Origin of the sequence: Microbacterium sp. MYb66 (assembly GCF_002979435.1) — a bacterium.
GTDB lineage: Bacteria > Actinomycetota > Actinomycetes > Actinomycetales > Microbacteriaceae > Microbacterium.
Genome location: NZ_PCOV01000003.1, coordinates 492,349 through 517,895 on the forward strand (window position 1 = coordinate 492,349; position 25,547 = coordinate 517,895).

Consider the following 25,547-nt stretch of genomic DNA (forward strand, 5'->3'; position numbering starts at 1 on the left):
TCGTTCGGTGGTGACGCCTCGGCGGTCCGCTAGATTCGCGACATGACTGTTGTGAATGCAGCCAGTGATCAGAGCGGATATCAGGTCACCGATGATGACCTCGACTTCCTCAGAATCAGTCGGGAGATGTTCGATTCGTGGGCGCGGGGCGAGTCTCCTCTGGCGGTCTCTCCCGCGGACTACCTGCACCTGCGTACCACTCTCTTCGCCGCTCTGAGAGAAGATGGCATCGGTGATGCCGACGTCCGTCTGCAGGGCAGCTCGGCCAGGTTCTTCTCGTCGCCCATGAAGCCGATGCTGTACAGCAGGGCGGAACTCGTCCAGGAGTTCTTGGATCAATACGGCCGGCTGCCGGATCGGTACGAGACTGATCGGATGGAGCAGCGCCTCGGCTCGCGTTGGAGCGCACCGGGGCCGAGGCAGCGGCCGTTCGATGCGTTGTTCGTGATCGGAGCTGCGGCGGAGGCCGGTGATCTGGACTTCCAGGTCTCCAGCGATGCGGCACGATCGATGATCGAGGCTGCGGTGCAGGAGCTCGGCCTCTCGGTGAACGACATTCGCGCGAAGCACAAGGACTACAACTTCTTCCAGAAGCAGCTGACCGAGACCCGGTTCATCCACCTGAGCCTTTGGAGGACGAAGGCGTCCGAACTGATCCGACGGCCGGTTTCGGTGGCGATCTTCGACGGCACCGGCCCGCCGGTCTCGACGAATGGACCCGTCTCGAGTCACTTCCAGCCGTCCGACTGGCTGGTGCAGGAATGACCACGGGTTCGGCCATCGAAATCGTTCCCGGGCGGGTCAGTCGACCCGCCGTCGCGTTCCGTGTGGATCAAGCAGCATCGCGCATTCGAGCGGACCTGGCGGCGGGCCGCGGGTCCATCGTCGTCGACGAGGCCAGGAGTAGCTCGCTCGTGCTGCAGGAGATGATGCAGGGTTTCGGTGTGCCCCGGGCCGAACGGTGGGAGCCCGAATTGATCGAGGATCCCCGCCGTGCAGCCGATCAGCTGCGCACGCGGCGAGATTCGATCTCCCCGGTCGCGGACCGGCACCTCGCACAGTCCCTGCTCCGAATGTCGACGGAGCGCCCCCCGATCGTGGTCGTGATCAATCCTGTCGATGAGTCACCGGCCGCCGTCGATGCGGCGAGGTTGGGTGCAGACGTCTACATGCTTCCGCGCCGACGAACGTCCCTTCCTCAAGATGCCGGGACCGTCGTCCCATGGCGGCGTGCGATCGACCTGACTCCTCTGTTGGCCGCGCTGAGGCCGCCGGACGCGGTCGAATGGCGGCAGGAGTATCGGTCCGCGGCGCCCGAATACAACCGTGCGCCGGGGCAGTCGGTCTTGAACCGAATCGTCGAGCTTCCCAGGATCGAACCGGTAATGGTCGTCCGTGAGGTGGCGGGGGCGCTCGGCTCGATCCATTTGGGCGGACGACTCACCCTGGCCACCTTCGAGCTCGCGCCCATCGTTGCGGGAGAGCCCGAACCGTGGCGTGCGATCGCCAAACCGCTGGGGATTAGTCCGACACAACTCCGCGACCCGGACGAGTGGGTGGTCGGGGGCACCATGATCCGTCACGATCGGGCGTTGCAGGTCACGCGTGGGGATGCCGACGGCGAGCTGCGCGTCCAGCTGGTGTGGGGCGGGCCCGACCCCCGCGGTCACGAGATCGCGCGGATAGAGGAGGAGCTCGACGGCATTCTGAACTCCCGGTGATCTCATGATGGGCATTGCCCACCAGCATGAGTGAGTGTACAGTCACTCATATGTCCACAACCCGCAGCTCCATCCTCTCGACGGCCGATGTCCGCCGGCCCCTCGTGGCTGCGGCGGCGTTGGCCGCGTTTGCGCGCAGCGGCTACCACGGCACGACCGTCGCCGACGTGGCCCGCGAGGCCAAGATCTCCCCGGCCTACGTCTTCAAGCTGTACTCCGGCAAGGAAGCGCTGTTCGTCGTGGCGCTCGAGGCCTGCTTCGACGCGATCGTCTCCGCCCTCGAAGAGGGAGCGGATGCTGCCGCTGACACTTCGCCCGAAGGTGTGCTCGACGCGATGGGCGACGCCTACGCGCACCTCATCTCCGACCGGAAGCTGCTGATGCTGCAGGTGCATGCGCAGTCGGTTGCCGAGATCCCCGCGATCGGGGAGACGTTGCGCACGGGACTGGAGCGCGTGACCACGTTCGCGAAGACCCGTTCGCGCGCGAGTGACGACGACGTGCAGCGCTTCATCGCCTACGGGCAGCTGTGCCACCTGATCGTCACCACGCAGCTCGACGGACGCCCGGGGGACTGGGTAGCCCTGCTGACGAAGGGGATCACGCACCCCGACTGATGCACCCGCTCGGGGGCATCGGGCGTTCCTCATGCCCTCAAGAGTGAGTGAGTAATCACTCATCCAGGCGATCTCGAATCGCACAACAAGAAACCAGAATCGGAGCACGTCATGACCACCCTCACCTCCCTACCGACGCTCGCCGCACCGCGCAGCGCGCGCCGCTGGCTCGCCCTCAGCGTCCTCGCGCTCGCGCAGTTCCTCGTGGTGCTCGACGCCTCGATCGTGAATATCGCCCTCCCCGTCCTCGGCCAGCAGCTCGGCATGGACACCGCCGCCCTCGCCTGGGTGATCACCGCCTACGTGCTCGCGTTCGGCGGACTGCTCCTCCTCGGCGGACGCCTCGCCGACCGCTACGGACACCGCCGGGTGTTCCTGATCGGAACGGCCGGATTCGTGGCGGCTTCCGCGCTCGCCGGGCTCTCCGTCTCAAGCGAGATGCTCCTGGCCGCCCGCGCCCTGCAGGGAGTCTCGGCCGCGCTCCTCGCTCCCGCCGCCCTCGCGCTGCTGACCCAGTTGTTCCCGAACGACGCCGAGCGCACCAAGGCCCTGGGCGTGTGGGGAGCCGTCGCCGGCATCGGATCGGCCGCGGGGGTGCTGCTCGGCGGGGTGCTCACGGCGACGCTCGGCTGGCAGTCAGTTTTCTTCGTGAACGTGCCCGTGGGTGCGCTCGTGCTCATCGCCATCCCGCTGCTCATCACCCGCGACGGCATCCGAACTCCCGGACGCCTGGATGCGGCCGGGGCTGTTACCGTCACCGCTGCACTCGTCGCACTGGTCGGTGCCCTCAGCGCAGTCGAGCGGGTCGGCTTCGTGCACCCGCTCCCGCTGGGTCTGCTCGCCCTCGCCCTGGTGCTCGGCGTGGTCTTCGTGGCGATCGAGCGCCGTGCCGCCGAGCCCCTCGTCCCCCTCCGCGTGTTCCGCAACCGCAATCTCGCGCTCGGCAACATCGTCATGCTGCTCGGCGGGGCCACCATGGTCGCCCTCTTCTTCGCCCTCTCCGTGTACATGCAGGCCGTGCTCGGGTACGACGCCCTCACCGCAGGCCTCACGCAGCTGCCCCTCGCCGGTGTGCTGGTTGTCGTCGCCGGCGGTGTGCCCGCGCTGATCGCCCGTGTGGGCACGCGGCCGGTGCTGATCGGGGCGCTGCTCATTCTGGCCGCGGGTCTCCTCTGGCTCGCCGCATCCCCGGCGGACGCCGCGTTCCTCACGCACCTGCTCGGCCCGACCCTCCTGGTCGGGATCGGGCTCGGAGGCGCAGTCGTCGCGACCACTCAGCTCGCGGTCGATGGCGTCGAAGGCGGAGAGGCCGGGCTCGCCGGCGGACTCGTCAACACCAGCCAGCAGATCGGCGGCGCGATCGGGCTGGCGGTGCTCGGCACGGTCGCCGGCCTGCGCACCGCCGCGCTGTCGGCCGAGGGGGTATCGTCTGCGGGGGCGCTCACCGGCGGATTCTCCTGGCTCTTCCTCGGGGCGGCAGGACTGGCGGCGCTCGGAGCAGGGATCGTCGCGCTCTGGCGTCGCGACTGAGGCCGCTCACGGGTCACTCCATTTGAAGTGAGAGCGATATGCCATGTCCTGATTGCTGATCATCGCGATAATGACAAGTGATAGACGGTCAACGATTTCCATTCTGCTCTCAGATTTGGAGCGGATGCCGCGATGGGCGGATACTTCTGGCATCCGGACCGCCCCCACTCGGCCGGGGAATCGACATGCAGACCTCCTTTTCGCTTACGCCAGGAACGACCATCGCCATCGTCGGCGGCGGCCGTCTCGGACGCGTGCTCGCGCGGTCGCTGCGTGCGGCGGGACTCGACGTCCTCGGCCCCCTCCGACGCGATCAGTCGATGCCGAATGCCGACATCGCGCTGCTCTGCGTCCCGGACTCCGCCATCCCTGCGGTCGCATTCGTGGCACGGCCGCATGCGCGGCTCGTCGGACACGTCTCCGGCGCCACTCCGCTCGACGACGTCGACTTCAGCCTCCACCCGCTGCAGACCTTCACCGGCACGGAGACGCCCGAGGTGTTCCACGGCATCGGCGCCGCGGTCGCCGGCCGCACCGACGACGCCCGCGCCGTGGCCGAGCAGCTGGCGCGGGCTCTGGGTGCTCGTCCGTTCGCAGTCGACGACGAGCACCGCGCGAGCTATCACGCGGCGGCATCCTTCGCCTCGAACTTCGTGCTGACGGTGCTCGAGGCGGCGGAGCAGCTCGCGGTGGCTGCCGGCATCCCCGAGGGCGACGCTCGCGAACTCCTCGCTCCGCTCGTCGGTCGCACCGTCGAGAACTGGACCGCTGCCGGAGCCGGGAGCGCCCTCACCGGACCCATCGCCCGAGGAGACGAGGCGACCGTCGCACGTCAAAGAGCGGCGGCCGGAGAGCTCGACCTCCAGGAGCTGTTCGACGCCCTCGCGACCGCCACCCGCGCCATCGCCGCCCGCCCTGCCTCCGTCGCCCGCACGCCCGAGGAGTCCACGGAATGAGAATCCTCCGCACGATTCCCGAGGTCCGCGCCGCGGTCGAGGAAGCGCGGTCCGCCGGCGGCACGGTCGGGCTCGTGCCCACGATGGGCGCCTTCCACGACGGGCACCTCTCGCTCATGCGCGCGGCGCGCGCGGCATCCGATCTCGTCGTCGTCTCGCTCTTCGTCAACCCGACCCAGTTCGCCGCGAACGAAGACCTCAGCACCTACCCCCGCGATGAAGACCGCGACGCGGCGCTCGCCGAAGCCGAGGGCGTCGACATCCTGTTCGCCCCCTCGGCATCCGAGATCTACCCCGAGGGGTTCGCGACGAGCATCCACGTCGCCGGCCTCACCGACGTGCTCGACGGCGCGAGCCGAGGGGCGCACCACTTCGACGGCGTCGCCACGGTGGTCACCAAGCTGTTCGGGATCGTCCGGCCGGATGCGGCGTACTTCGGGCAGAAGGATGCGCAGCAGGTGCTGGTCGTCCGCCGCGTCGTACGCGATCTCGACCTCGACGTGCGGATCGTCGCGTGCCCGATCGTGCGGGAGCCGGACGGGCTCGCGATGAGCTCGCGCAACGTCTACCTGGATCCGGATGCTCGCGCGCAGGCGACCGCGCTGAACCGGGCGCTCGACGCGGCGGCTGCGGCGTTCGAGGCGGGGGAGCGCGACGGTGACGCCATCCTCGCTGCCGCTCACCACGTGCTCCTCGGCGCCGGCATCGCGCCCGAATACCTCGAACTCCGCGATGCCGAGACGCTGGAGCCCGCGGCCCGCGTCGAACGCGACACCCTCCTCGCCGTCGCCGCACGCGTCGGTGCCGCCCGGCTGATCGACAACCACGTGCTGAGCGTGACCGACGCCCCGACCCCCATCGACGAGAGAGGCGACGCCTGATGCGACGCACCATGCTGAAGTCGAAGATCCACCGCGCGACCGTCACTGCGAGCGATCTGCATTACGTCGGATCGATCACGATCGACCCGGATCTGCTCGAGGCCGCCGACATCCTCCCCCACGAGCAGGTGCACGTCGTCGACGTCGACAACGGCGCCCGCTTCGAGACGTACACGCTGGCGGGGGAACGCGGATCCGGCGTCATCCAGGTCAACGGCGCCGCCGCCCGCCTCGTGCACACCGGAGACACGGTCATCGTCATCTCCTATGCCGACTACTCGCGCGAAGACCTCGCGACCTACGAGCCGGTGGTGGTGCACGTCGACCGCGGGAACACGATCATCCAGGTCGACGACGCCGTCGACCGTCTGCTGACGGAGGTCACCGCATGAGCGCCCACGCTGCTCCGCGGAAGCGCGTTACCCTCGCCGCGCTCGCCGCGAAGAAGGATGCCCGCGAACCGCTCGTGATGGTCACCGCCTACGACCACCCCAGCGCGCAGATCGCCGAGGCCGCGGGCGTCGACATCGTGCTCGTGGGCGACTCGGCCGCGATGACCGTGCTCGGCTACGACAGCACCGTGCCCGTCACCGTCGATGAGATGCTCATGCTGACCAAAGCCGTGCGGCGCGGCCTGACGGTGCCGCTGCTCGTCGGCGACCTGCCGTTCGGTTCGTACGAGGCGTCGGACGAGCTCGCCGTCGCGACCGCGCAGCGCTTCGTCAAGGAGGCCGGGTGCGACCTCGTGAAGATCGAGCGCGGCGGTACGACCGTCGATCGCGCGAGGGCGCTCGTGCAGGCCGGCATCCCGGTCGTCGGACACGTCGGACTCACCCCGCAGACCGCGACGGCGCTCGGCGGCTATCGCGCGCAGGGACGCACGGCCGACGCCGCCCTCGCCGTGATCGACGACGCCCTCGCGCTGCAGGATGCCGGATGCTCGATGCTCGTCGTCGAGGCGGTGCCCTCCGAGGTGACCGCGGCACTCGTGCCCCTGCTCGACATCCCCGTGATCGGCATCGGAGCCGGGGCGGATGCCGACGGCCAGGTGCTCGTGTTCCACGACCTGCTCGGTCTCTACGAAGGCGGCGCGGCCAAGTTCGTCAAGCGTTACGCCGACCTGCGCGGTGCCGCGATCGCGGGCGTCGAGGCGTATGCGGACGAGGTGCGCGGCGGCGTGTATCCCGCGGCCGAGCACGGGTATTCGATGCCGGAGGGGGAGGCCGTGCGGCTCGGGGAGTTGCTGGCGGGGCGCTGACGTGGTTCGTGGATAAGTACGAAGGTGAGCCGTCTGGTGGAGCGGTGCGGCCGTCGGACATGACCGGACTCTTGCCGTTGCCTGTCTGGAACGGACCTTGCGGCGCGGGAAAGGATCACTCCTGCGAGGCAGGGCCCGCCGCTGCTTCGGCCTCCCAGCGCAGCAGGTCGCCGGGCTGACAGTCGAGCACCTCGCACAGGGCGTCGAGGGTCGTGAAGCGCACCGCCTTCGCGCGCCCGTTCTTCAGTACCGCGAGATTCGTCGGAGTGATGCCGATGCGGTCGGCCAGCTCGCCGACACTCATCTTCCGCCGCGCCATCATCACGTCGATGTCGACCACGACGGGCATCAGATCACCTCGTTGTCGAGCTCGGAACGCAGCGACCTCGCCTCGGCCTCACGATCGATCGCCTGCCGCAGCAGCGTCTTCATCACGACGACGAGCAGCGCCATCCCGGCGAGCACCACCCCGGCGCCGCCGATCAGCGCCACGAGACCCGGTGCCGTCGACCCGGGCGCCAGCAGCGCCGCGAGAATCCACGTGAGCGCGGCGGCGGCGAGGATCGCGCCGATGATCACGTTCACGTACCGGAACGACGACTCCGAGAAGATCGAACCGCGGCGCACCTTCGTCAGCAGCATCCACACGCACACGCCGAACACCTGGAGCGTCGCGACACCGAGGACCACGAGCGACACGAGGGCGATCCGACCCCACAGCTCCTCCGCGCCGAGATCCAGCCACAGCAGGGGCACGATCAGCGCCTGGACCACCACGGAGCCGAGCAGCGCGATCGCGATCACGACCCGCAGCACGATGATCGTCGCTTTACTCATGACGTCGCCTTTCGTCGAAGAACAACAGGAATCTATCGTTAATCGTTCGATGGGGCAATGTCGAAGAGGCGTGCGGCGGGGTGCGACCGCGGGTCAGGAAGCGATGCGACCCGGCTGGGCCTCTCCGGCCTGTGGGCCGATCTCGGCCCACACGGCATCCAGGGAGATCTCCAGCACCTCCGCGATCGCGGCGATCGTCGAGAACGCGGGGGTGGCCACGCGTCCGGACTCGATCTTGCGCAGGGTCTCGGGGGAGATGCCGGCGTCCAGTGCGACGCTCAGCATCGAACGCTCGCCGCGCGCCTGTCGCAGCAGGGATCCGAGACGCTCGCCGCGCTCGATTTCGACGGGGGTGAGCGGCATCCGGACCATCATGATGCCCATACTAATACCGGGATAGTATTACCGGGATAGTTATCGGACACGCGGAGAGAAGCCCATGATCGAGATCCTGACCGCAGACGAGCTCACCCGAGCGAGAGGCGCCGGCGCGCTCGTCGGCGACATCCTGCAGACGCTCAAGAGTCGCGCCACGGTCGGGGTGAACCTGCTCGACCTCGATCGCTGGACCCAGCAGATGATCGCGGATGCCGGTGCCGAGTCCTGCTACGTCGACTACGCGCCGTCCTTCGGCAGCGGCCCCTTCGGCCACTACGTCTGCACCGCCGTGAACGACGCCGTGCTGCACGGCATGCCGCACGACTACCGGCTCGCCGACGGAGATCTGCTCACGCTCGACCTCGCGGTCACCCTGCGCGGCATCTCGGCCGATGCGGCCATCAGCTTCGTGGTCGGCGGAACCCCGGCGCCCGAAGACCTCGCCATGATCGCGACCACCGAGCGCGCCCTCGCCGCCGGAATCGCCGCGGCCCGGCCCGGAGCCCGCATCGGCGACCTCTCGCACGCGATCGGCTCGGTCCTGAGCGCGGCGGGCTACGCGATCAACCTCGAGTTCGGCGGCCACGGCATCGGCTCGACCATGCACCAGGATCCGCACGTCGCGAACGACGGACGCCCGGGTCGCGGCTACAAGCTCCGCCCCGGACTCCTGCTCGCCCTCGAGCCGTGGGTCATGGCCGACACCGACGTGCTCCGCACCGACGCCGACGGGTGGACCCTGCGGAGCGCGACCGGATGCCGCACCGCCCACAGCGAGCACACGATCGCGATCACGGAGGACGGCGCGGAGATCCTGACCCTGCCGACAGGACGCGCCGCCTGAGCAGGACGGGCGGGACGCGCGGGACCGGCAGGGCGAGCCCTACCGCAGCACGAGCCCGATCTCGAAGGACCGCCGCCACGGCAGCGTGAGCGCCTCGATGCGCACGTCGTCGGCCGGGAGCATCGACTCCAGCAGCGTCGTCAGCTCCTCGTGGATGACGCGCTCCGCGGTCGCGACGAGTGCGTCGTCGGCCATCGGGTAGATGTCGGGGAAGAGCGAGGGGCCCGTGTCGGTGCGCACGACCGCCTGGTACGCGAAGTCGTCGAGCAGGCGCGTGAGCAGCGCGATGCGGGCGGCCCGAGCATCGAACGAACCCGTCGCACGGCCGACCACCCCGGCGGCCGCGACCGCGACCACACTGCCGAGCGTGTTGCCGGCCGTGTTCCAGCCGCCGAACGCCTCGAGCCGACCGAGCAGTCCTGCCTCCGCGAGCGCGCGCACGAGCGCCTCGTCCGCGCCGTTCGGGTAGCGCACGTCGGCGAGAGCCACGTGCTCCCCGGCATCCAGCCGCTCCCGGACCAGAGCGACGGTGCCGGCCACGGCATCCTGATCGACGGCATCCGGCCGGCCGCGGAACATGTCGTGGCGGTCGGGATCCGGCGCGTGCAGGACGAGCGTGATGTCGCCGCCCTCCGTCACCTCGGCGGCACCGGCGGCGCGGATCTGTCGGCTCGCCGACGCCGCGAGCGACATGTTCTCGTACGGCGGGATGCGCGTCATCCCCTCGGCGTCCGCGCACGCGACCGAGAACGACGCGGTCACGTCGGCGTTCGCGGCCAGGGCTCGGGCCACCAGTGCTGCTCCCACCTCATCCGCGCCGGGGTACATCAGCACGTTCCGCCCCGAGGGCAGCATCCGCATCCAGTGCCGCAGCCACACCTGCTCGGCGCTTCCGGCGGCGAACGGCGCGGTGTCGTCGGCGGTGATCGCGAGGAAGTCGAGCGTCGCATCCTCGACGAGAGCGAGCGTCGACAGGTTCGCGATGTGGTTCCGCAGTCGGCGGGTCGAGTAGTCCGAGACGATCTCGGCCGGCACCGGCGTGAGGTCGGACAGCGGCAGCACGTCGGGTTCGTCGAGCAGCCGGTGCGCGTCGCCGCCGAGCGCGTGGATCTCCTTGCCGTGCGTCGTCCAGTACTCCGGCTCTTCGGCGGCCGAGTACGAGTTGCTCGCGCGGGTCACCAGCGAGACGGCCGAGATCGGCAGCTCGGGTCGGCGCCGGCGGACCTCGCGCAGCACATCGAGGCGCGTCAGCACGTCGCGCGTGGTGTCGTCGCTCGTCCGGCTCGCGATGAGTCCGCCGTAGAGCAGCATGTCGACGGACACGACGAGGTGCACGGTGGCGGGGTCGGCAGCGCGTTCGAGCAGCCATGCGCCCAGGGCCGTCGCATCTCCGGCCTTCCGGTACGAGGGCAGGATCTCGGTGGGCGGCACGTCGAGCGTCACGCCCGCGACGGCGGCGACGTCGCCGGGGAGCCGCACGTTCACCGGTCGATCGTCGAGCGGGAGGAGGGCGATGCGCGGACGCAGGGTCGGGTCGGACACGGCGGGACAGCCTTTCATCGGGAGGAGAGAGCGGGAGGGGCGGATCGGAATCCGGACCAGGGCGGGGACGGTTCAGGGGCGGGAGATGGAGACCAGATACGAGTACCGGTCGCCGCGGTACACCGACTCGGCGTACTCGATCGGGCGGCTGCGGGCGTCGTAGGTCGTGCGCTTGACCAGGAACGCCGGCGAGAAGGGCGGCGTCTGCAGGGCGGCCGCCTGCTCCTCGTCGAGCACGACCGCGTGGATCTCCTGGTCGGCGCGGACTGCCGCGATGCCGAAGCGGGTGCGCAGATCGTCGTACAGCGAGTCGCCGACGATGCCGTCTTCGAGTCCCGGCACGGCGTCGGCCGCGATCGAGCAGACCTCGAGGCAGATCGGGATGTCGTCGGCGGTGCGCACGCGGCGGATCCGGACGACCGGCGACTGCGGGCTCAGGTTCAGCGCATATCCGGCGGTCTGGCCGGCGGATGCCGTCGCCACGTCGACCGACAGCGAACCGGGTCGCATGTTGCGCGTGTGCATGTCTTCGGAGAACGAGGTGAGCTCGAAGGTCTTGCTGATGCGGGAGGCGCTCACGAAGGTGCCGGCGCCCTGGAGGCGGTAGACCAGGCCGTCGCGCTCCAGTTCGTCGAGGGCGCGGCGCACGGTCTGCCGGTTGACCTCGAGCGACTCGGCGAGATCCCGCTCGGTGGGCAGCTTCTCGTGCGGGGCGAGGCCCTGCTGGATGACCTCTTCCAGATGCCGCCGCACCCGTTCGTGCTTCGTCACACCCTCGATCGACGACATGTCATCCCTCCCGTTTGCCCATTTGGACTAACCCAATCTTGACGATCACGCCCAGATGTGTCAATGTCTGTTCTCAGCGGTTCCGAATTGGTCTATTCCAATCCTTTTGCAAGGTCAATGATGAGCGGAGAACTCCCATGCACACGAAGCAGCACATGCGCCGGCGCGCCCTGATCGCCGGTGCCCTGACCACAGCCACGGTCGTCGCCCTGACCGGCTGCGGCGCGGGCGGCGGCGATGCCGACGGCCCCACCGAGATCACGTTCTCGTATCTGTGGGGAGGGGAGGAGGCGAAGGCTCTCGAGCAGATCATCTCCGACTTCAACGCGAGCCAGGACGAGATCGTCGTGAAGGGCGTCTCGAGCCCCGACACCCAGAAGCAGCTCACCTCGATGTCGTCGTCGAACGGCTCGTTCGACATCTCGGACAACTTCGGCAACACCGTCGGCGCCTGGGCGTCGAAGGGCATCCTCGCTCCTCTCGACGACGCGATCAAGACCGAGAAGATCGACGTCGATGACTTCGTGCCGAGCGCGATGGAGCAGATGACCTACGACGGCAAGATCTACTCGCTGCCGATCGCGATCCACAGCTTCCAGCTGCTCTACAACACGGAGCTCCTCGAGGCGGCCGGCGTGACCCCGCCGACCACGATGGACGAGCTCGCCGCAGCGATCGAGAAGCTCACCGTGGTCGACGACTCCGGCAAGATCACGCAGCTCGGCCTCGGCTCGGCCAACGACAGCACCACCCTGACCACCCTCGGCTACGCGTTCGGCGGCACCTGGGACGGCGAAGACGGCCCCACCCCGGCGGAGCCCGGCAACCTCGAGGCCCTGCAGTGGTACCAGGACAACGTGATCGAGCCGGTCGGCGCCGAGGCCATGGCGACGTTCGTCTCCGGCCAGGGCGAGTACCTCTCGGCGCAGGACCCGTTCTTCAGCGGCAAGGTCGCGATGATCATCGACGGCGAATGGCGCTCGGCCAGTGCCGCCAAGGTCGCACCCGACTTCGACTGGGGCGTCACCGCCATCCCCGCCGCGTCGGCCGATCTCGAGAACAGCACGCAGGTCACCGCGAGCACGCTGTTCATCCCCGCGAACTCGAAGCACAAGGAGGAGGCGGCGACCTTCCTCGCGTACCTCGTCAGCCCCGAGCCGATGGAGAAGTTCGCCGTCGCCCTCGGCAACCTGGCCGGACGCACCTCGCTGTCCGACAGTGCGGCCTTCGACGACCTGCAGGACTTCAGCGTGTGGGCCGACGCGGCATCCTCGCCGAACGCGAAGTCGCTCTCGAGCCTCCCGTACAGCGCCGAGTACGCCACCGACCTCGCCACCGCCTTCGATGAGGTCGTCCGCCTGACGGCGACTCCCGAAGAGGCGATCGCGACGGTCGAAGAGCGCATGGCCAACTACTCCACGAAGTGATCGGGGCTCCGTGACCTCTGCAACAGCACGCCGGGTCCGGCAGGAGAACGCTCCTGCCGGACCCGGCGGTCGCGCCCGTCGGCGGCGCAGCCGCCGGTCCACTCTGATCGGCCTCGCCTTCGCGTCGCCGTTCATCGTCGGGTTCCTGTTCCTGTTCGCCTACCCGATCGCGGCGTCGGCGTACTACAGCTTCACCGACTTCAACCTGTTCCAGTCCCCCGAGTGGGTGGGGATGGCGAACTACGTCCAGATGTTCAACGACGGCGTCTTCTGGAAGTCGCTCGCGAACACCGCCGTCCTCACCGTCTTCGGCGTACCGCTGGCGATCGGCATCGCGCTCGCCGGCGCGCACCTGCTGAACACCCCGGTGCGCGGCCAGCCGCTCTACCGCGCCCTGGTGTACCTGCCCTCGATCGTCCCCGTCGTCGTCGGCGGCTACCTGTGGCGCTGGCTCCTGAACGCCCAGTACGGCTTCGTGAACTACTTCCTGTCCTGGTTCGGCATCGAGGGTCCGGCCTGGCTGCAGCAGCCCGAGTGGACCAAGCCGGCCATCATCCTGATGTCGCTGTGGACCGTCGGCGGCACCATGATCATCTACCTCGCGGCCCTTCAGGAGGTGCCGAAGGAGCTCTACGAGGCGGCCGAGCTCGACGGCGCCGGAGCCTGGCGCCGCTTCACCAGCGTCACGTGGCCGACCGTCTCCCCCGTCACCCTGTTCCAGGTGATCGTGAGCATCATCGGGTTCCTGCAGATCTTCACGCAGCCGTACATCCTGTCGCAGGAACGGCTGAATCAGGCCGGTTCCGGTCCGGGGCAGTCGATGCTGTCGTACGCGATGTACCTGTACCAGAACGCGTTCGTCTTCCTGAAGATGGGATACGCCTCCGCCATGGCCTGGACACTGTTCCTCGTCACGCTCGTCGTGAGCCTGATCGTGCTCGCGACCTCGAAGAAGTGGGTGCACGATGGCACACGCTGATGTCACCGTCCTGCGCAAGCCTCCGCGGCGGGTGCGCCGCACGATGCGCCGGGTCCGGCAGCAGGTCTCGGTCGCGCTGCTCGCGCTGCTGTTCCTGTTCCCGCTGCTGGTGATGCTGTCGACCGCGTTCAAGACGCCGGGCGACGTGTTCTCCTCGCCGCCGTCGCTGCTGCCCTCCGACTGGACGTTCGACAACTTCGCCGAGGCGTTCGAGCAGATCCCGGTGTGGCGCTACCTCGCCAACACCCTGTTCGTCTCGGGGATGAGCATCCTCGGCACGGTCATCTCGTGCCCGCTCGTCGCCTACGCCCTGGCGAAGGTGCGCTGGCGCGGCGCCCGGCCGCTGCTCATCCTGGTGCTCGCCACCATGATGCTCCCGCCGCAGGTCACGCTCATCCCGCTGTTCCTGGTGTGGAACGGGCTCGAGGCGACGAACACCTACCTGCCGCTGATCGTCCCCGCATTCCTGGGCACGCCGTTCTTCATCTTCATGATCCGGCAGTTCCTGCTCGCCGTCCCCGACGAGCTGATCGAAGCCGCGCGACTGGACGGCGCCTCCGAGTTCCGCACCTACGCGACGATCGTGCTGCCCCTCGCGCGCCCGGCGATCGTGACCGCGGCGATCTTCCAGTTCGTCTGGGCGTGGACCGACTTCCTCAACCCCCTCATCTATCTGAACGACCAGTCGACCTATACGCTGTCGATCGGTCTCTACGCCTTCTTCGGTGAGAACGATGTGGCCTGGGGGCCGCTGATGGCCGCGTGCGTGATGTTCACGCTCCCGGCCGTGGCGATCTTCCTCATCGGCCAGAAGTTCTTCATCGGCGGCGCCAGCGCAGGAGCTCTCAAATGACCCACGGCCCCCTCGAACTCATCACCGGACGCCTGATCGCGTCTGTCCAGGCCTCGGCCGGGAGTCCCGTGCGCGATACGGAGGTGATCGCCGCGCTCGCCGAATCGGCGCTCGTCGGCGGTGCGAGCGCGCTGCGGCTGAACGGCCCGGACGACATCCGGCGGGTGCGTCCGGCCACGACGGTGCCGATCATCGGACTGCACAAGGTCTTCAACGGCATCCGCAACATCATCACCCCCGACGTCGCGCTGGCCGTCGGCCTGGCGCAGGCCGGCGCCGACATCATCGCGGTGGATGCCACCGTCGAGCAGCTGGGCGAGAGCTTCGCGCTGCTGGGTGAGATCGCCGAGGCGACAGGCCGTCCCGTCATGGCCGACGTGTCGACCTTCGACGAGGGGGTGCGCGCCTGGGAGGCCGGTGCGACGGTCGTCGGCACCACCCTCTCCGGGTACACGCCGCACTCTCCCGGCGGCGACGGTCCCGATCTCCGCCTGGTCGCGGAACTGGTGGCCGCGGGCGTCCCCACCATCGCCGAGGGCCGGTATCAGACACCCGAGCAGGTGCGTCAGGCCTTCGACGCCGGCGCGCTCGCCGTGGTCGTCGGGGGCGCGATCACCGACCCCATCGCCATCACGCGGCGCTTCGTCGCGGTCACCCCGGCGGTGCGGACCCCGGCATGATCATCGGCATCGACATCGGCGGCACGAAGATCGCGGTCGCGGGCTTCGCGCCCGACGAGCGCGGTCGGCTGACCGGGAGCACCGCCGTGCGCACGATCGCCACCCCGGCGCGGGAGGGCGGACCGGCCATCGTGCGAGCGGTGACGGATGCCGTGCGCGAGGTGCGCGGCAGCGACCCGCTCGAGGCGGTCGGGGTCGGCACCGCGGGGGTCGTCGGGCCGGACGGCGCGATCACCTCGGCGACGGATGCGATCAGCGGATGGGCCGGGTTCCCCCTGCGGGAGGCGCTGGCGGATGCTGTGGGCGTTCCGGTCGCGGTGGTCAACGACGTGCACGCGGCGGCCGTCGCCGAGGCGGAGCAGGGCGCCGGAGCAGGTGCGCAGGGGATGCTCATGGTCGCGGTCGGCACCGGCATCGGCGGTGCCGTGGTGCTGCCGGACGGACTGCGCCGCGGGGTCACCGGAACGGCCGGATCGGTCGGCCACATGGAGATCTCGCTGCCGCCTCGCCTCGCGGAGCGCCGCTGCCCGTGCGGCGGCTTCGGCCACGTCGAGGCGGTGGCATCCGGGCCGGGGCTGGAGCGGACCTACCTCGAGGAGAGCGGCGGCTTCCTCCCGCTGCGCGAGGTGCACGCGGCGGCTCTGCGCGGAGACGCCCTGGCGGATCGGGTGATCCTCGATGGCGCGCGCTACCTCGGGCGCGCTCTCGCGAGCGCCAACGCCGTGCTCGACGTCGAGGTGATCGTCGTCGGCGGCGGTGTCGCGGAAGTGGGCGAGACGTATCTGTCCGAAGTGGCGCGCACCTACCGCGCAGCCGCCATGCCCGGGCCTTCGCGCGCGCGAGTGGTGCCGGCGCGCCTGGGGGTCGATGCCGCCCTGACCGGAGCAGCGCTCGTCGGCGGCGCACGGACGGACGACGCCCTCCCCCTCTGAAACTCCCACCCCATCCTCAGGGTGAACGATATATCGTTGACTATCGTTCACCCCAGCAGGAGGTCATCATGAACAACGCATTCCCCTCCAACCCGTTCGGCGGCACCGGCGGCCCCGGAAGCAGCGGCGGACCCGGCGGCCTCTTCGGCGGCTCCGGCTTCGGCACGGGCCCCGGCGGTCCGGCATCCGCGATCTTCGAGGCCATGGACCAGCTCCGGAAGTCGTTCGAGTCCCGCCCGTCCGGCGGCTCCCGCATGGCCCGCGGCGACGTGCGCACCGCGGTGCTCTCGCTGCTCGCCGAGAAGCCGATGCACGGCTACCAGATCATCAACGAGATCGCCGAGCGCAGCGGCGGCACCTGGAAGCCGAGTGCCGGCTCTGTGTACCCGACACTGCAGCTGCTCGCCGATGAAGGACTCATCGAGGCCGAGGAGCAGAACGGCCGCAAGACCTACTCGCTCACCGAGGCCGGTCGCGCCATCGCCGACGAGAACTCCGAGACCCCGGCTCCGTGGGAGTCGTCGTCCGGCAAGGACGGACACCGTGACAGCGCCCGCTTCAACGCGCTGCCGAAGGCCGGCGTCGACCTCGCGGCCGCCGCGGCCCAGGTCGGACGCAGCGGTTCGCCCGAGCAGGTGCAGCAGACGATCGAGGTCCTCGACGAGGCCCGCCGTAGGCTGTACTCGATCCTCGCGCAGGACTGACCGCGCAGTGCGGCATCGAGTGAGGGCCTGCGAGAGGACCACGCGATGACGGATGCTGCGGCACAGGGCGTCCACCGCGCCCGGTACCGTCGCATCCTGTCGTTCGCAGGCCGGGAGTTCCTGAAGATCTGGTGGTTCGAGCTCGTCCTTCCGCGTCTGGGGATGCGCAGGATCGCGGAGCGCACGCGCGGCGAGCGGATGCAGCGGTTCGCGCGGCGCTTCCATGTGCTCGCCGTCGAACTCGGCGGCCTCATGATCAAGGTCGGGCAGTTCATGTCGTCGCGCCTCGACGTGCTGCCGCCGGAGATCACCAAGGAGCTCGAGGGGTTGCAGGACGAGGTGCCGGCCGTGCCCACGCCTGCGATCCGTGCACTCGCGGAAGCGGAGTTGGGCATCCCGCTCGAACGCGCCTACGCCTGGTTCGACGAGACCCCGGTCGCGGCGGCATCGCTCGGGCAGGTGCACCGCGCCAGGCTCTCCGCCCTCGACGCCGCCGACACCGGACTCGAAGACGTCGTGGTCAAGGTGCAGCGGCCGGGTATCGACCAGATCGTCGCGGTCGACCTCGCTGCCCTCCACCGCGTCGCCCGCTGGTTGACCCGGGTGCGCCTCGTCGCCGACCGGGTCGATGCGCCCGCCCTCGTCGAGGAGTTCGCCGCGACGAGCCTCGAGGAGATCGACTACCTGCACGAGGCCGCCAGCGCCGAACGGTTCCGTGAGAACTTCGCCGACGATCCCCGCGTCGACACCCCGGAGATCGTGTGGGAGCGGTCGACCCGTCGGGTGCTCACGCTCTCCGACGTCACCGCGATCAAGATCAACGACACCGACGCCCTGCGCGCCGCCGGCATCGACCCGTCCGAGGTCGCGGCGGTGTTCGCCGAGGTGATGTTCGACCAGGTCTTCACGCACAGCTTCGTGCACGCCGACCCGCACCCCGGCAACATCTTCGTGACGCCGATGCCCTCGGGTGCAGGCGGGTCGGGGCGGAACTTCCGCCTCACGTTCATCGACTTCGGCATGATGGCCGAGATCCCCGACAGCCTCCGGGACGGCCTGCGCACCCTCCTCATCGCGGTCGCCGGACGCGACAGCCGCGGCCTCGTCGCCGCGGCGCAGGAGATCGGCGTGCTGCTGCCCGCCGCCGACACCAACGAGCTCGAACGCGCACTCACCGCGCTGTTCGCCCGCTTCGGCGGCATGGGGTTCGCCGAGCTCAGCAAGGTCGATCCGAGGGAGTTCCGCGACTTCGCGGACGAGTTCGGCGACATGGTGCGCTCGCTCCCGCTGCAGCTGCCCGAGAACATGCTGCTGCTCATCCGCGCCGTGTCGCTGACGTCGGGCATGTGCAGCGGCCTCGATCCCTCGTTCAACGTGTGGGATGCCGCGGAGCCCTACGCCGGACGGCTGCTGCGCGACGAGAGCGGCAACATCGTGCAGGCGTTCGCGAATCAGGCGATGGGCACGATGGGCACGACCTGGCGTCTGCCCGGCCGCATCGACAGGATCATCACGCGCATCGACGACGGCAACGTCTCGTTCGACACGTCGCGCCTGGAGCGGCGACTGGACCGGCTCGAGGGGATCGCCCGGCGCATCGCATCCGGAGTCCTCTTCGCCGCCCTGCTCATCGGCGGCGCCCTGCTCGTCCCCTCCGTGCCGCCGCTCGGCATCACGCTGATCTGCGTCTCGGTGCTCCCGCTGCTGCACTCCGTGTTCGCGGGGGTCGGCCGCCGCTAGCCCGCGGCACGCCCGGGAAAACCCGGACCATCCGGCAGCCGTCCGGCGCGTCCCGCGCCGACGCGCCGTGCATCGAGCGGAGGGTTCGGGTTTCCGCACCCCACGCGCCGGGATATCGCGTGACAGGATGGTGTGCCATGGAGATCCCTGACGAGAAGCCCGCCGATCGCTCCGCAGGAGACCCCGCCCCGCGCGCCCGGACGGATGCCGCCGGCACGAGCACCGCCGGCACGGGCGCGAACCGCCTCCCCACCAAGGCCACCGAGACCGCGCGCAAGATCGTCCGTGACATCGCCGCGGTCCCGCCGCGCAGCGTGCATCCGGCGCTCGTGCCCGGCGTCTCGGTCGAGGAGACCGGCCGCACCTATCGCACCGATCCGCTGGTGTTCGGCGTCGCGGTCGCCCTGACCCTGGCGTTCATCGCATGGGGCGTGTTCGCGGGCGACAACCTCTCCGGCACCACCCGCACCGTGCTCGACTGGGTGGTGGAGTACTTCGGGTTCTTCTTCACGACCATCGCCACCGTCATCCTCGTCTTCATGCTGTTCGTCGGCTTCAGCCGGTACGGCCGCATCCCGCTCGGGCGCGACGACGAGGAGCCCGAGTTCTCGATGTTCTCGTGGATCTCGATGCTGTTCGCCGCCGGCATGGGCATCGGTCTCGTCTTCTGGGGCGCGGCCGAGCCGCTGACCTTCTTCGAGAACCCGCCGCCGGGGACGGTCGAGGCGAACACGCTCGAGGCGATGCACACCGCACAGGCCCAGGTGCTCTACCACTGGGGTCCGCAGGCCTGGTCGTTCTACGCGCTCGTCGGCGGGGCCATCGCCTACGGCGCCTTCCGTCGCGGACGCACGCCGCTGATCTCCTCGATCTTCGCGCCGCTGCTCGGCGAGGGTCGTACGGCCGGTCCGCTCGGGCGCACGATCGACATCTTCTCGATCATCGTGACGCTGTTCGGCACCGCGGCCTCCCTGGGCCTCGGCGCGCTGCAGATCGGCCACGGCGTCGAGATCGTCACGGGGATCGGGCCGGTCGGCAACGGCATCCTGATCGCGGTGATCGCCGTGCTCACCGCATGCTTCATCGCCTCGGCGGTCTCCGGCGTCTCGAAGGGCATCCGGGCGCTGTCGAACATCAACGCGGTGGTGGCGCTGCTGCTGGCGTTCTTCGTGTTCTTCGTCGGACCGACGCTGCTCATCCTCAACGTGATCCCCTCGGTCGCGGTGCAGTTCCTCGGCGACCTGCCGCAGATGATCGGCCGCTCGGCGTCGCAGGGCGACGAGGCGCAGGCGTTCCTGTCGGGCTGGACCATCTTCTACTGGGCGTGGTGGATCTCGTGGTCGCCGTTCGTCGGCATGTTCATCGCCAAGATCTCGCGCGGACGCAGCCTCCGCCAGTTCGTGTCGGTCGTCATCGTGGTGCCCTCGGTCATCTCGCTCATCTGGTTCGCGATCTTCGGCACCACCGCGATCAAGCAGCAGATGGACGGCGCGAACCTCACGGTCGATCCGCCGGAGGAAGTGCTGTTCGGCGTGCTCGAGAACCTGCCGTTCCCGCTGATCACCAGCATCGTGCTCATCCTGCTGATCGCGATCTTCTTCGTCACGGGTGCGGATTCCGCCTCGCTCGTGATGGGGACGCTCTCGCAGCAGGGCCGGCCGGAGCCCGCGCGCTGGGTGGCGGTCGTCTGGGGCGTGCTGGTCGGCGTCATCGCCGCCGTGCTGCTCGTCACCGGCGAGGAGGGGAGCGGGCTGCGGTCGCTGCAGAATGTGACGATCATCGCCGCGCTGCCGTTCGCGATCATCATGGCGTTCATGATGATCGCGTTCATGAAGGACCTGCGGCGCGACCCCCTGATCCTGCGGGACCGCTATGCCCGCGCCGCCGTGCGGCACAGCGTCATGTCGGGGCTCGAGGAGTACGGCGACGACTTCGCGCTCGTGCCCGTCGAGTACGACCACTCCGAGGACGACCTGGCATGGATCGACGAGTCGACCGTCGACGACAGCCTCGCCGAGGTCTACGAGGCGGCGACCGAGGCGATCGACATCATCCCGCAGGCCGAGGTCGATGCGGTCGTCGAGGCGGCGCTGGACGACGAGGCGGCAGCGGCGGCGGCGGCGGATGCTGCGGAGCGACCGCGCGAGGACTGACCGGGCCCCGCGAGATCAGGAGATCAGGCGGGTTCCGGCGACTCGGTCGCGGATCGCACTGAAGCGGCCTGACCGTCTGCCTCCGCGTCGCCGACCTGCTCGGCGGCGGCCGTGATCCGGGCTGCCATCCCCGCGAAGATCAGGCCGTGGAAGGGCAGCACGGCCAGCCAGTAGAGGCGTCCGGTCAGCCCGCGCGGGAAGAAGATCGCACGCTGTTCGTAGCGGGCGCCGGCGCCGTCGGGCACGGCGCGCAGCTCCAGCCATGCCTCCCCCGGCACCTTCATCTCGGCGCGGAGTCGCAGGAGCGACCCGGCGTCCTTCGTCTCGACCGCCTCGACGCGCCAGAAGTCGATCGCGTCGCCGACCCGTGCGGCGGTGCGGCTGCGGCGTCCGCGGCTCAGCCCGACGCCGCCGACGATCCGGTCCATGAAGCCCCGCACCGCCCACAGCAGCGGGGAGGAATACCAGCCGTTCTCGCCGCCGATGCCGAGGATCACGCGCCACAGCTCGGCGGGGGAGGCGGTCGTGGTCACCGAACGGGAGTCCGTGAACACGGTGCGTCCGGCCCAGTCGGGGTCGCTCGGCAGGGGATCGCTGGGCGCGCCCGAGACCTCGGCATCCTGCCAGCTGGTCTCGATCGTGTCGGCCTGCAGTCGTCCGAGCGCCAGATCCACGGCTCTCCGGTACGGCGTCAGGCCGCCCTCGGGCCGGGGGATCAGGTCGTCGACCGCGTGGTCCTTCATGATGCACTCGTTCTGCAGCGAGGCCACGAGGGGCCGGGCGATCGAACGCGGCACCGGAGTCACGAGGTTCACCCAGTGCGACGCCAGCCACGGCGTGAGCACGGGGAGGGACGCGATGGCGCGCTGCCGCAGTCCGGCCTCGACCGCGTAGCCGTTCATCATCTGCCCGTAGCGCAGCACGTCGGGACCGCCGACGTCGACGGCGCGGTTCACGTCGGCGTCCACGCGGGCGGCGCCGAGGAGGTAGTGCAGCACGTCGCGCACGGCGATCGGCTGGATGCGGTTGCGCACCCACTTCGGGGCAGGCATGTACGGCAGCACGTCGGTGAGGTGCCGGATCATCTCGAACGATGCCGAACCGGAGCCGATCACGACGCCCGCCTGCAGCACGAGCGTGGGAACGCCCGACTGCAGGAAGATCTCACCCACGTGCACGCGGGACCGAAGGTGCGGCGAGAGCTTCACGTCGTCCGGATGCAGGCCGCCGAGGTACACGATGCGTCGCACCCCGGCTCGGGCTGCGGCGTCGGCCACCGTCGTCGCCGCGCGCTCGTCGCTCTCCTCGAACCCCGCACCCGCCGACATCGAGTGGATCAGGTAGTACACGACGTCGACGTCGTCCATGGCCGTGGCCACGGCATCCGCATCGTCCGCCGATCCCTCGACGATCTCGCAGTCCCGGCCCCAGGGGAAGGATGCTGCGCGTGCGGCGTCCCTGGCGAGGACGCGCACGCGATAGCCGGCGTTCAACAGGCGCGGGGTCAGGCGCCCGCCGATGTATCCGGTCGCGCCGAGCACGAGCGCGCGCGGCATGCTGCCGTCCTCGCGGGGGACGGCGCGCAGGGACTCTTCGCGTCCGGTGGGCTGGGTGAGTTCGGGCATGGATCGAGCGTAGGTCGCGGGCGCGTTCGGAGGAACGGGGTTGCGGGGTGCGGTGACGGTCAGTAGGGGTCGTCGACGGCGCGCGGCGGCGACACGTCGACCGGAACCCCGAGAGCATCGTACGATCGTAGACATGGCCTCCATCGAATCGATTCGACGACCTGCCCCGGATCAGGCGTCGCGGCGCGCACGCATCGCCGTCTCCGCGCTGTTCCTCACGAACGGAGCGCTGTTCGCGAACATCCTGCCGCGCTACCCGGAGATCAAGTCCGGGCTCGGCCTCGACAATCTCGGCTACGGCTTCGCGATCGCCGCGTTCCCGGCCGGCGCGATCGCGGCAGGGCTCCTGGCCGCGGTGCTGATCCGCCGGTTCGGCTCGGCGCGCATCGCCGTGATCGGCACCGCGCTCACGAGCCTCGGGCTGCTGTCGGCCGCCCTCGCTCCGTCGGGTGTGCTCTTCGCCGTCGCCCTGTTCCTCGGCGGCGCCTCCGACGCCATCACCGACGTCGCGCAGAACGCCCATGGCCTTCGGGTGCAGCGCCGCTACGGGCGCTCGATCATCAACGGCTTCCACGCGATCTGGTCGATCGGGGCCGTGCTCGGCGGTGTGATGGCCGCGGTCGCGATCGCCCTGCAGCTGCCGCTCGGCGTGCACCTCGGCATCTCCACGGCCGTGTTCGTCACGGTGGCCCTGGTCGCCCTCCGGTTCTGCCTTCCCGGACGCGACGATGAGGTCGACGCAGAGGCCGCGGCCGAGCCGGTCGAGCTGGCCGGAGCACTGCGCCGCGGCGTGACCCCGCGCACCGTGATCGCGATCATCGCGCTGACCCTCATCGCGATGGCCGGCGCCGTGGCCGAGGATGCCGGGAACTCGTGGGCCACCCTGTATCTCGCCGACTCGCTGGGGGCCGCGGCCGCGATCGCTCCGCTCGGCTTCATCGCGCTGGTAGGGGCGCAGTTCGTCGGCCGCATGATCGGCGATCCGTTGACCGATCGCTTCGGCCAGCGGTGGGTCGCCCGGGTCGGGGGCATCATCGCAGCGGTGGGTATGACGCTCGCTCTCGCCTTCCCCACCGTGCCCGGCACGATCCTCGGGTTCGCGGCGGTCGGCTTCGGCATCGCGACCCTGATCCCGGCGGCGATGCACGCGGCCGATGAGCTGCCGGGCCTGCGCGCCGGCGTCGGGCTCACGGTCGTGTCGTGGCTGCTGCGCCTCGGCTTCCTGCTCTCGCCGCCGTTCGTCGGGTACATCGCCGAGAACCAGAGCCTGCGGGCCGGGCTCCTGGTCGCGCCCGTCGCGGCCCTCGTCGCGGTGCTGCTGGCCGGCTTCCTCGAGAAGCGCCGCCCCCGCCGGGACTGAGTCCCGCCGGCATCCGCCGCGCAGGTGGAGCAGCAAACTGCAACCTGAGGGTTGCGCGACTGCCATCGTTGTGCAACTCTGGAGTTGCAGCTGGTCGACCGGCCGGCGGAACATGCGGGAGATCCCGAAAGGACCCATCATGGTCGACATGACCCACAACGAGGCATCCGTCGTCGACGAGGAGACCTTCTCCGTCCGACGGAGCATCCACATCGCGGCATCCGTCGAGAAGGTCTGGCAGGCGGTGGCGGAGCCCGAGCACATCTCGCGCTGGTTCGGACGCACCGTGCTCGACGGCGCAGGCGTCGGCGCGACCGGCACGATGACGTTCCCCGACTACGACGTGATCCCGCTGCGAGTCGAGGAGTACGACGAGCCGCGACGCATCAGCTACCGGTGGAACAACGACGACGTCCTCGGGAAGCTGCCCGAGAGCATCGACGAGAAGACCTCGACCGTCTTCACCTTCACGCTCGAGGAGGCCGGCGGTGGTACCCGGCTCACGGTCGTCGAGAGCGGTTTCGAGCGCACTTCCGACCCGGTCGCGAACCTCGAATCGCACCGCACCGGGTGGGACCTCGAGCTCGACAAGATGGTCGCCCTGGTGGAAGGTGAAGCGTGACCACAGGAACCCTGCTGCCCATGTTCGCGGCACTCGCGGACGAGACGCGCTGGAGCATCCTGACGGCTCTCGGCGAGGGGGATGCATCGGCATCCGCCCTCGCCGGGCGCCTTCCGGTGTCTCGGCAGGCGATCGCCAAGCACCTGGCCGTCCTGCAGGAGGTCGGGCTCGTCGAGCCCGTGCGGGTCGGGCGCGAGGTGCGCTTCCGCGTCGTCGGCGCCGAGCTCTCCGCCACCGCGGCGAAGCTCGACGTGATCGGACGCGAGTGGGACCGCCGCCTCGCCGCGATCAAGGAGATCGCGGAAGGCCTGTAGGCCTCAGAGGGCGGTGTATCCGCCGTCGACCAGGTGGTAGCTGCCGGTGATGAAGCTCGCGGCGTCGCTCGCGAGGAAGGCGACGAGGTTCGCGACCTCGTCGGCCTGACCCAGGCGTCCGATCGGGTGCTTGCTCACCAGGAAGTCCTTCGCCTCGGCGCCCATGTTCGCGAGCAGCGGGGTGTCGATGAAGCCGGGGCCCACCGAGTTCACGCGCACGCCCTTCGCGGAGTACTCCAGCGCCGCCGACTTGGTCATGCCGACCACGCCGTGCTTGGCGGTGACGTAGGCGGGCGAACCGGCGAAGCCGACGCTGCCGAGGATCGACGCGATGTTCACGACCGATCCGCCCCCGTTCGCGAGGATCGACGGGATCTGCGCCTTCATGTTGCGGAACACCGCGTTGAGGTTGATGGCGATGACCTTGTCCCAGGCCTCGTCCTCGTACTCCGCGGTCGGGGCGGAGGCGCCGCCGATACCGGCGTTGTTGACGCCGATGCGCAGCGGGGCGAGCGTGTTGGCGAGTTCGACCGAGGAGGCGATCCATGCCGCGTCCGTCGCATCGCCGACCGATGCCTCGGCGGTGCCGCCGGCTGCGCGGATCTCTTCCACGACCGCGTTCGCGTGCTCGGCGTTCAGGTCGTTGACCACGACGGATGCGCCGTTCTTCGCCAGCAGGAGAGCGGTCGAGCGTCCGATTCCGCTGCCTGCTCCCGTCACGATCGCCGAGCGGTTCGAGACGTCGTACTGAGCCACGAGTGACTCCACTTCCGGGCGGGCGCGGTGCCGGGAGATCTTCTCGGAC

The 25,547-nt window shown here is 69.7% G+C and carries 27 protein-coding genes; 20 read left to right on the forward strand and 7 right to left on the reverse strand.

The annotated features are described in order from the left end of the window. Positions 1-42 precede the first annotated feature (42 nt). The 8 genes from CQ045_RS09585 (at position 43) to panB (ending at position 6,963) form a co-directional block, all read left to right on the forward strand. On the forward strand, positions 43-765 hold the full coding sequence (locus CQ045_RS09585) for a hypothetical protein (protein ID WP_146115225.1): 723 nt from the start codon (positions 43-45) through the stop codon (positions 763-765). Positions 766-1,073: 308 nt separating this feature from the next. Next, on the forward strand, positions 1,074-1,721 hold the full coding sequence (locus CQ045_RS09590; protein WP_146115226.1) for a hypothetical protein: 648 nt from the start codon (positions 1,074-1,076) through the stop codon (positions 1,719-1,721). A 50-nt stretch (positions 1,722-1,771) separates the two neighbouring features. Next, complete coding sequence (locus tag CQ045_RS09595) at positions 1,772-2,338, forward strand: TetR/AcrR family transcriptional regulator (RefSeq protein ID WP_105723046.1); 567 nt, start codon at positions 1,772-1,774, stop codon at positions 2,336-2,338. Between the two features lie 111 nt (positions 2,339-2,449). Continuing rightward, positions 2,450-3,868: an MFS transporter gene (locus CQ045_RS09600; protein WP_105723048.1), complete on the forward strand. Its 1,419-nt coding sequence runs from the start codon at positions 2,450-2,452 to the stop codon at positions 3,866-3,868. Positions 3,869-4,053: 185 nt separating this feature from the next. After that, complete coding sequence (locus tag CQ045_RS09605; protein WP_105723050.1) at positions 4,054-4,824, forward strand: DUF2520 domain-containing protein; 771 nt, start codon at positions 4,054-4,056, stop codon at positions 4,822-4,824. Then, entirely contained in the window at positions 4,821-5,705 is an 885-nt protein-coding gene (gene panC / locus CQ045_RS09610; RefSeq protein WP_105723052.1) for a pantoate--beta-alanine ligase, read from the forward strand. Before CQ045_RS09605 ends, panC begins: the two co-directional genes overlap by 4 nt. Beyond that, a complete protein-coding gene (gene panD / locus CQ045_RS09615; protein WP_105723054.1) occupies positions 5,705-6,097 on the forward strand; it encodes an aspartate 1-decarboxylase in 393 nt (130 codons plus the stop codon). Before panC ends, panD begins: the two co-directional genes overlap by 1 nt. Then, entirely contained in the window at positions 6,094-6,963 is an 870-nt protein-coding gene (gene panB, locus CQ045_RS09620; RefSeq protein ID WP_105723056.1) for a 3-methyl-2-oxobutanoate hydroxymethyltransferase, read from the forward strand. The genes panD and panB overlap by 4 nt, the downstream gene beginning before the upstream one ends. Positions 6,964-7,078: 115 nt before the next feature. Here the strand turns inward: panB and CQ045_RS09625 are convergent, their stop codons facing one another. The 3 genes from CQ045_RS09625 to CQ045_RS09635 all read right to left on the reverse strand — a co-directional run bounded on the left by CQ045_RS09625 (position 7,079) and on the right by CQ045_RS09635 (position 8,172). After that, positions 7,079-7,312 carry a helix-turn-helix transcriptional regulator gene (locus CQ045_RS09625; protein ID WP_105723058.1) on the reverse strand — a complete coding sequence of 78 codons (234 nt, stop codon included), beginning with the start codon at positions 7,310-7,312 and terminating at the stop codon, positions 7,079-7,081. Beyond that, complete coding sequence (locus CQ045_RS09630) at positions 7,312-7,800, reverse strand: DUF2975 domain-containing protein (RefSeq protein ID WP_105723060.1); 489 nt, start codon at positions 7,798-7,800, stop codon at positions 7,312-7,314. The genes CQ045_RS09625 and CQ045_RS09630 overlap by 1 nt, the downstream gene beginning before the upstream one ends. Before the next feature lie 93 nt (positions 7,801-7,893). Then, positions 7,894-8,172, reverse strand: a complete 279-nt coding sequence (locus CQ045_RS09635) for a helix-turn-helix domain-containing protein (RefSeq protein WP_105723254.1) — start codon at positions 8,170-8,172, stop codon at positions 7,894-7,896. Between the two features lie 67 nt (positions 8,173-8,239). Between CQ045_RS09635 and map the strand changes: the two genes are divergently transcribed. Further along, positions 8,240-9,022 carry a type I methionyl aminopeptidase gene (map, locus tag CQ045_RS09640; protein ID WP_105723062.1) on the forward strand — a complete coding sequence of 261 codons (783 nt, stop codon included), beginning with the start codon at positions 8,240-8,242 and terminating at the stop codon, positions 9,020-9,022. A gap of 39 nt (positions 9,023-9,061) precedes the next feature. Here map and CQ045_RS09645 read toward each other — a convergent pair whose 3' ends face one another. Beyond that, on the reverse strand, positions 9,062-10,564 hold the full coding sequence (locus CQ045_RS09645; RefSeq protein WP_181156522.1) for a DUF4127 family protein: 1,503 nt from the start codon (positions 10,562-10,564) through the stop codon (positions 9,062-9,064). Between the two features lie 72 nt (positions 10,565-10,636). Next, complete coding sequence (locus CQ045_RS09650; RefSeq protein ID WP_105723065.1) at positions 10,637-11,353, reverse strand: GntR family transcriptional regulator; 717 nt, start codon at positions 11,351-11,353, stop codon at positions 10,637-10,639. A gap of 137 nt (positions 11,354-11,490) precedes the next feature. On the opposite strand from CQ045_RS09650, the gene CQ045_RS09655 reads away from it, so the two are divergent. The 8 genes from CQ045_RS09655 (at position 11,491) to CQ045_RS09690 (ending at position 20,821) form a co-directional block, all read left to right on the forward strand. Continuing rightward, positions 11,491-12,780 carry an ABC transporter substrate-binding protein gene (locus tag CQ045_RS09655; RefSeq protein WP_105723067.1) on the forward strand — a complete coding sequence of 430 codons (1,290 nt, stop codon included), beginning with the start codon at positions 11,491-11,493 and terminating at the stop codon, positions 12,778-12,780. A 10-nt stretch (positions 12,781-12,790) separates the two neighbouring features. Then, positions 12,791-13,759: a carbohydrate ABC transporter permease gene (locus CQ045_RS09660; protein WP_105723069.1), complete on the forward strand. Its 969-nt coding sequence runs from the start codon at positions 12,791-12,793 to the stop codon at positions 13,757-13,759. Beyond that, positions 13,746-14,612, forward strand: a complete 867-nt coding sequence (locus CQ045_RS09665; RefSeq protein WP_105723071.1) for a carbohydrate ABC transporter permease — start codon at positions 13,746-13,748, stop codon at positions 14,610-14,612. The genes CQ045_RS09660 and CQ045_RS09665 overlap by 14 nt, the downstream gene beginning before the upstream one ends. Further along, positions 14,609-15,292 (forward strand): N-acetylmannosamine-6-phosphate 2-epimerase, encoded by a 684-nt coding sequence (locus CQ045_RS09670; protein WP_105723073.1) that lies wholly within the window; start codon positions 14,609-14,611, stop codon positions 15,290-15,292. The genes CQ045_RS09665 and CQ045_RS09670 overlap by 4 nt, the downstream gene beginning before the upstream one ends. Beyond that, complete coding sequence (locus tag CQ045_RS09675) at positions 15,289-16,224, forward strand: ROK family protein (RefSeq protein ID WP_105723075.1); 936 nt, start codon at positions 15,289-15,291, stop codon at positions 16,222-16,224. The genes CQ045_RS09670 and CQ045_RS09675 overlap by 4 nt, the downstream gene beginning before the upstream one ends. A gap of 68 nt (positions 16,225-16,292) precedes the next feature. Further along, positions 16,293-16,928, forward strand: a complete 636-nt coding sequence (locus tag CQ045_RS09680; RefSeq protein WP_105723077.1) for a PadR family transcriptional regulator — start codon at positions 16,293-16,295, stop codon at positions 16,926-16,928. 45 nt (positions 16,929-16,973) lie between these two features. Beyond that, positions 16,974-18,668, forward strand: coding sequence for an AarF/ABC1/UbiB kinase family protein (locus CQ045_RS09685; protein WP_105723079.1), 1,695 nt, complete (start codon positions 16,974-16,976; stop codon positions 18,666-18,668). 137 nt (positions 18,669-18,805) lie between these two features. After that, entirely contained in the window at positions 18,806-20,821 is a 2,016-nt protein-coding gene (locus CQ045_RS09690; protein WP_105723081.1) for a BCCT family transporter, read from the forward strand. 23 nt (positions 20,822-20,844) lie between these two features. On the opposite strand, the gene CQ045_RS09695 is transcribed toward CQ045_RS09690, so the two are convergent. After that, entirely contained in the window at positions 20,845-22,446 is a 1,602-nt protein-coding gene (locus tag CQ045_RS09695; RefSeq protein WP_105723083.1) for an SDR family oxidoreductase, read from the reverse strand. Between the two features lie 133 nt (positions 22,447-22,579). Here CQ045_RS09695 and CQ045_RS09700 point away from each other — a divergent pair, with 133 nt between their 5' ends. The 3 genes from CQ045_RS09700 to CQ045_RS09710 all read left to right on the forward strand — a co-directional run bounded on the left by CQ045_RS09700 (position 22,580) and on the right by CQ045_RS09710 (position 24,742). Then, positions 22,580-23,806 carry an MFS transporter gene (locus tag CQ045_RS09700; protein WP_105723085.1) on the forward strand — a complete coding sequence of 409 codons (1,227 nt, stop codon included), beginning with the start codon at positions 22,580-22,582 and terminating at the stop codon, positions 23,804-23,806. Positions 23,807-23,945: 139 nt separating this feature from the next. Beyond that, positions 23,946-24,428 (forward strand): SRPBCC domain-containing protein, encoded by a 483-nt coding sequence (locus tag CQ045_RS09705; RefSeq protein WP_105723256.1) that lies wholly within the window; start codon positions 23,946-23,948, stop codon positions 24,426-24,428. Beyond that, positions 24,425-24,742, forward strand: coding sequence for a metalloregulator ArsR/SmtB family transcription factor (locus tag CQ045_RS09710; protein ID WP_308737015.1), 318 nt, complete (start codon positions 24,425-24,427; stop codon positions 24,740-24,742). The genes CQ045_RS09705 and CQ045_RS09710 overlap by 4 nt, the downstream gene beginning before the upstream one ends. Positions 24,743-24,745: 3 nt before the next feature. Here the strand turns inward: CQ045_RS09710 and CQ045_RS09715 are convergent, their stop codons facing one another. After that, positions 24,746-25,498, reverse strand: coding sequence for an SDR family NAD(P)-dependent oxidoreductase (locus CQ045_RS09715; RefSeq protein ID WP_105723087.1), 753 nt, complete (start codon positions 25,496-25,498; stop codon positions 24,746-24,748). Positions 25,499-25,547: the final 49 nt, after the last annotated feature.

Coding starts and splice junctions, on each gene's coding strand:
- CQ045_RS09585 (WP_146115225.1), top strand. CDS start 43: ATGACTGTTGTGAATGCAGCCAGTGATCAGAGCGGATATCAGGTCACC.
- CQ045_RS09590 (WP_146115226.1), top strand. CDS start 1,074: ATGTCGACGGAGCGCCCCCCGATCGTGGTCGTGATCAATCCTGTCGAT.
- CQ045_RS09595 (WP_105723046.1), top strand. CDS start 1,772: ATGTCCACAACCCGCAGCTCCATCCTCTCGACGGCCGATGTCCGCCGG.
- CQ045_RS09600 (WP_105723048.1), top strand. CDS start 2,450: ATGACCACCCTCACCTCCCTACCGACGCTCGCCGCACCGCGCAGCGCG.
- CQ045_RS09605 (WP_105723050.1), top strand. CDS start 4,054: ATGCAGACCTCCTTTTCGCTTACGCCAGGAACGACCATCGCCATCGTC.
- panC (WP_105723052.1), top strand. CDS start 4,821: ATGAGAATCCTCCGCACGATTCCCGAGGTCCGCGCCGCGGTCGAGGAA.
- panD (WP_105723054.1), top strand. CDS start 5,705: ATGCGACGCACCATGCTGAAGTCGAAGATCCACCGCGCGACCGTCACT.
- panB (WP_105723056.1), top strand. CDS start 6,094: ATGAGCGCCCACGCTGCTCCGCGGAAGCGCGTTACCCTCGCCGCGCTC.
- CQ045_RS09625 (WP_105723058.1), bottom strand. CDS start 7,312: ATGCCCGTCGTGGTCGACATCGACGTGATGATGGCGCGGCGGAAGATG.
- CQ045_RS09630 (WP_105723060.1), bottom strand. CDS start 7,800: ATGAGTAAAGCGACGATCATCGTGCTGCGGGTCGTGATCGCGATCGCG.
- CQ045_RS09635 (WP_105723254.1), bottom strand. CDS start 8,172: ATGGTCCGGATGCCGCTCACCCCCGTCGAAATCGAGCGCGGCGAGCGT.
- map (WP_105723062.1), top strand. CDS start 8,240: ATGATCGAGATCCTGACCGCAGACGAGCTCACCCGAGCGAGAGGCGCC.
- CQ045_RS09650 (WP_105723065.1), bottom strand. CDS start 11,353: ATGTCGTCGATCGAGGGTGTGACGAAGCACGAACGGGTGCGGCGGCAT.
- CQ045_RS09655 (WP_105723067.1), top strand. CDS start 11,491: ATGCACACGAAGCAGCACATGCGCCGGCGCGCCCTGATCGCCGGTGCC.
- CQ045_RS09665 (WP_105723071.1), top strand. CDS start 13,746: ATGGCACACGCTGATGTCACCGTCCTGCGCAAGCCTCCGCGGCGGGTG.
- CQ045_RS09670 (WP_105723073.1), top strand. CDS start 14,609: ATGACCCACGGCCCCCTCGAACTCATCACCGGACGCCTGATCGCGTCT.
- CQ045_RS09675 (WP_105723075.1), top strand. CDS start 15,289: ATGATCATCGGCATCGACATCGGCGGCACGAAGATCGCGGTCGCGGGC.
- CQ045_RS09680 (WP_105723077.1), top strand. CDS start 16,293: ATGAACAACGCATTCCCCTCCAACCCGTTCGGCGGCACCGGCGGCCCC.
- CQ045_RS09685 (WP_105723079.1), top strand. CDS start 16,974: ATGACGGATGCTGCGGCACAGGGCGTCCACCGCGCCCGGTACCGTCGC.
- CQ045_RS09690 (WP_105723081.1), top strand. CDS start 18,806: ATGGAGATCCCTGACGAGAAGCCCGCCGATCGCTCCGCAGGAGACCCC.
- CQ045_RS09695 (WP_105723083.1), bottom strand. CDS start 22,446: ATGCCCGAACTCACCCAGCCCACCGGACGCGAAGAGTCCCTGCGCGCC.
- CQ045_RS09700 (WP_105723085.1), top strand. CDS start 22,580: ATGGCCTCCATCGAATCGATTCGACGACCTGCCCCGGATCAGGCGTCG.
- CQ045_RS09705 (WP_105723256.1), top strand. CDS start 23,946: ATGGTCGACATGACCCACAACGAGGCATCCGTCGTCGACGAGGAGACC.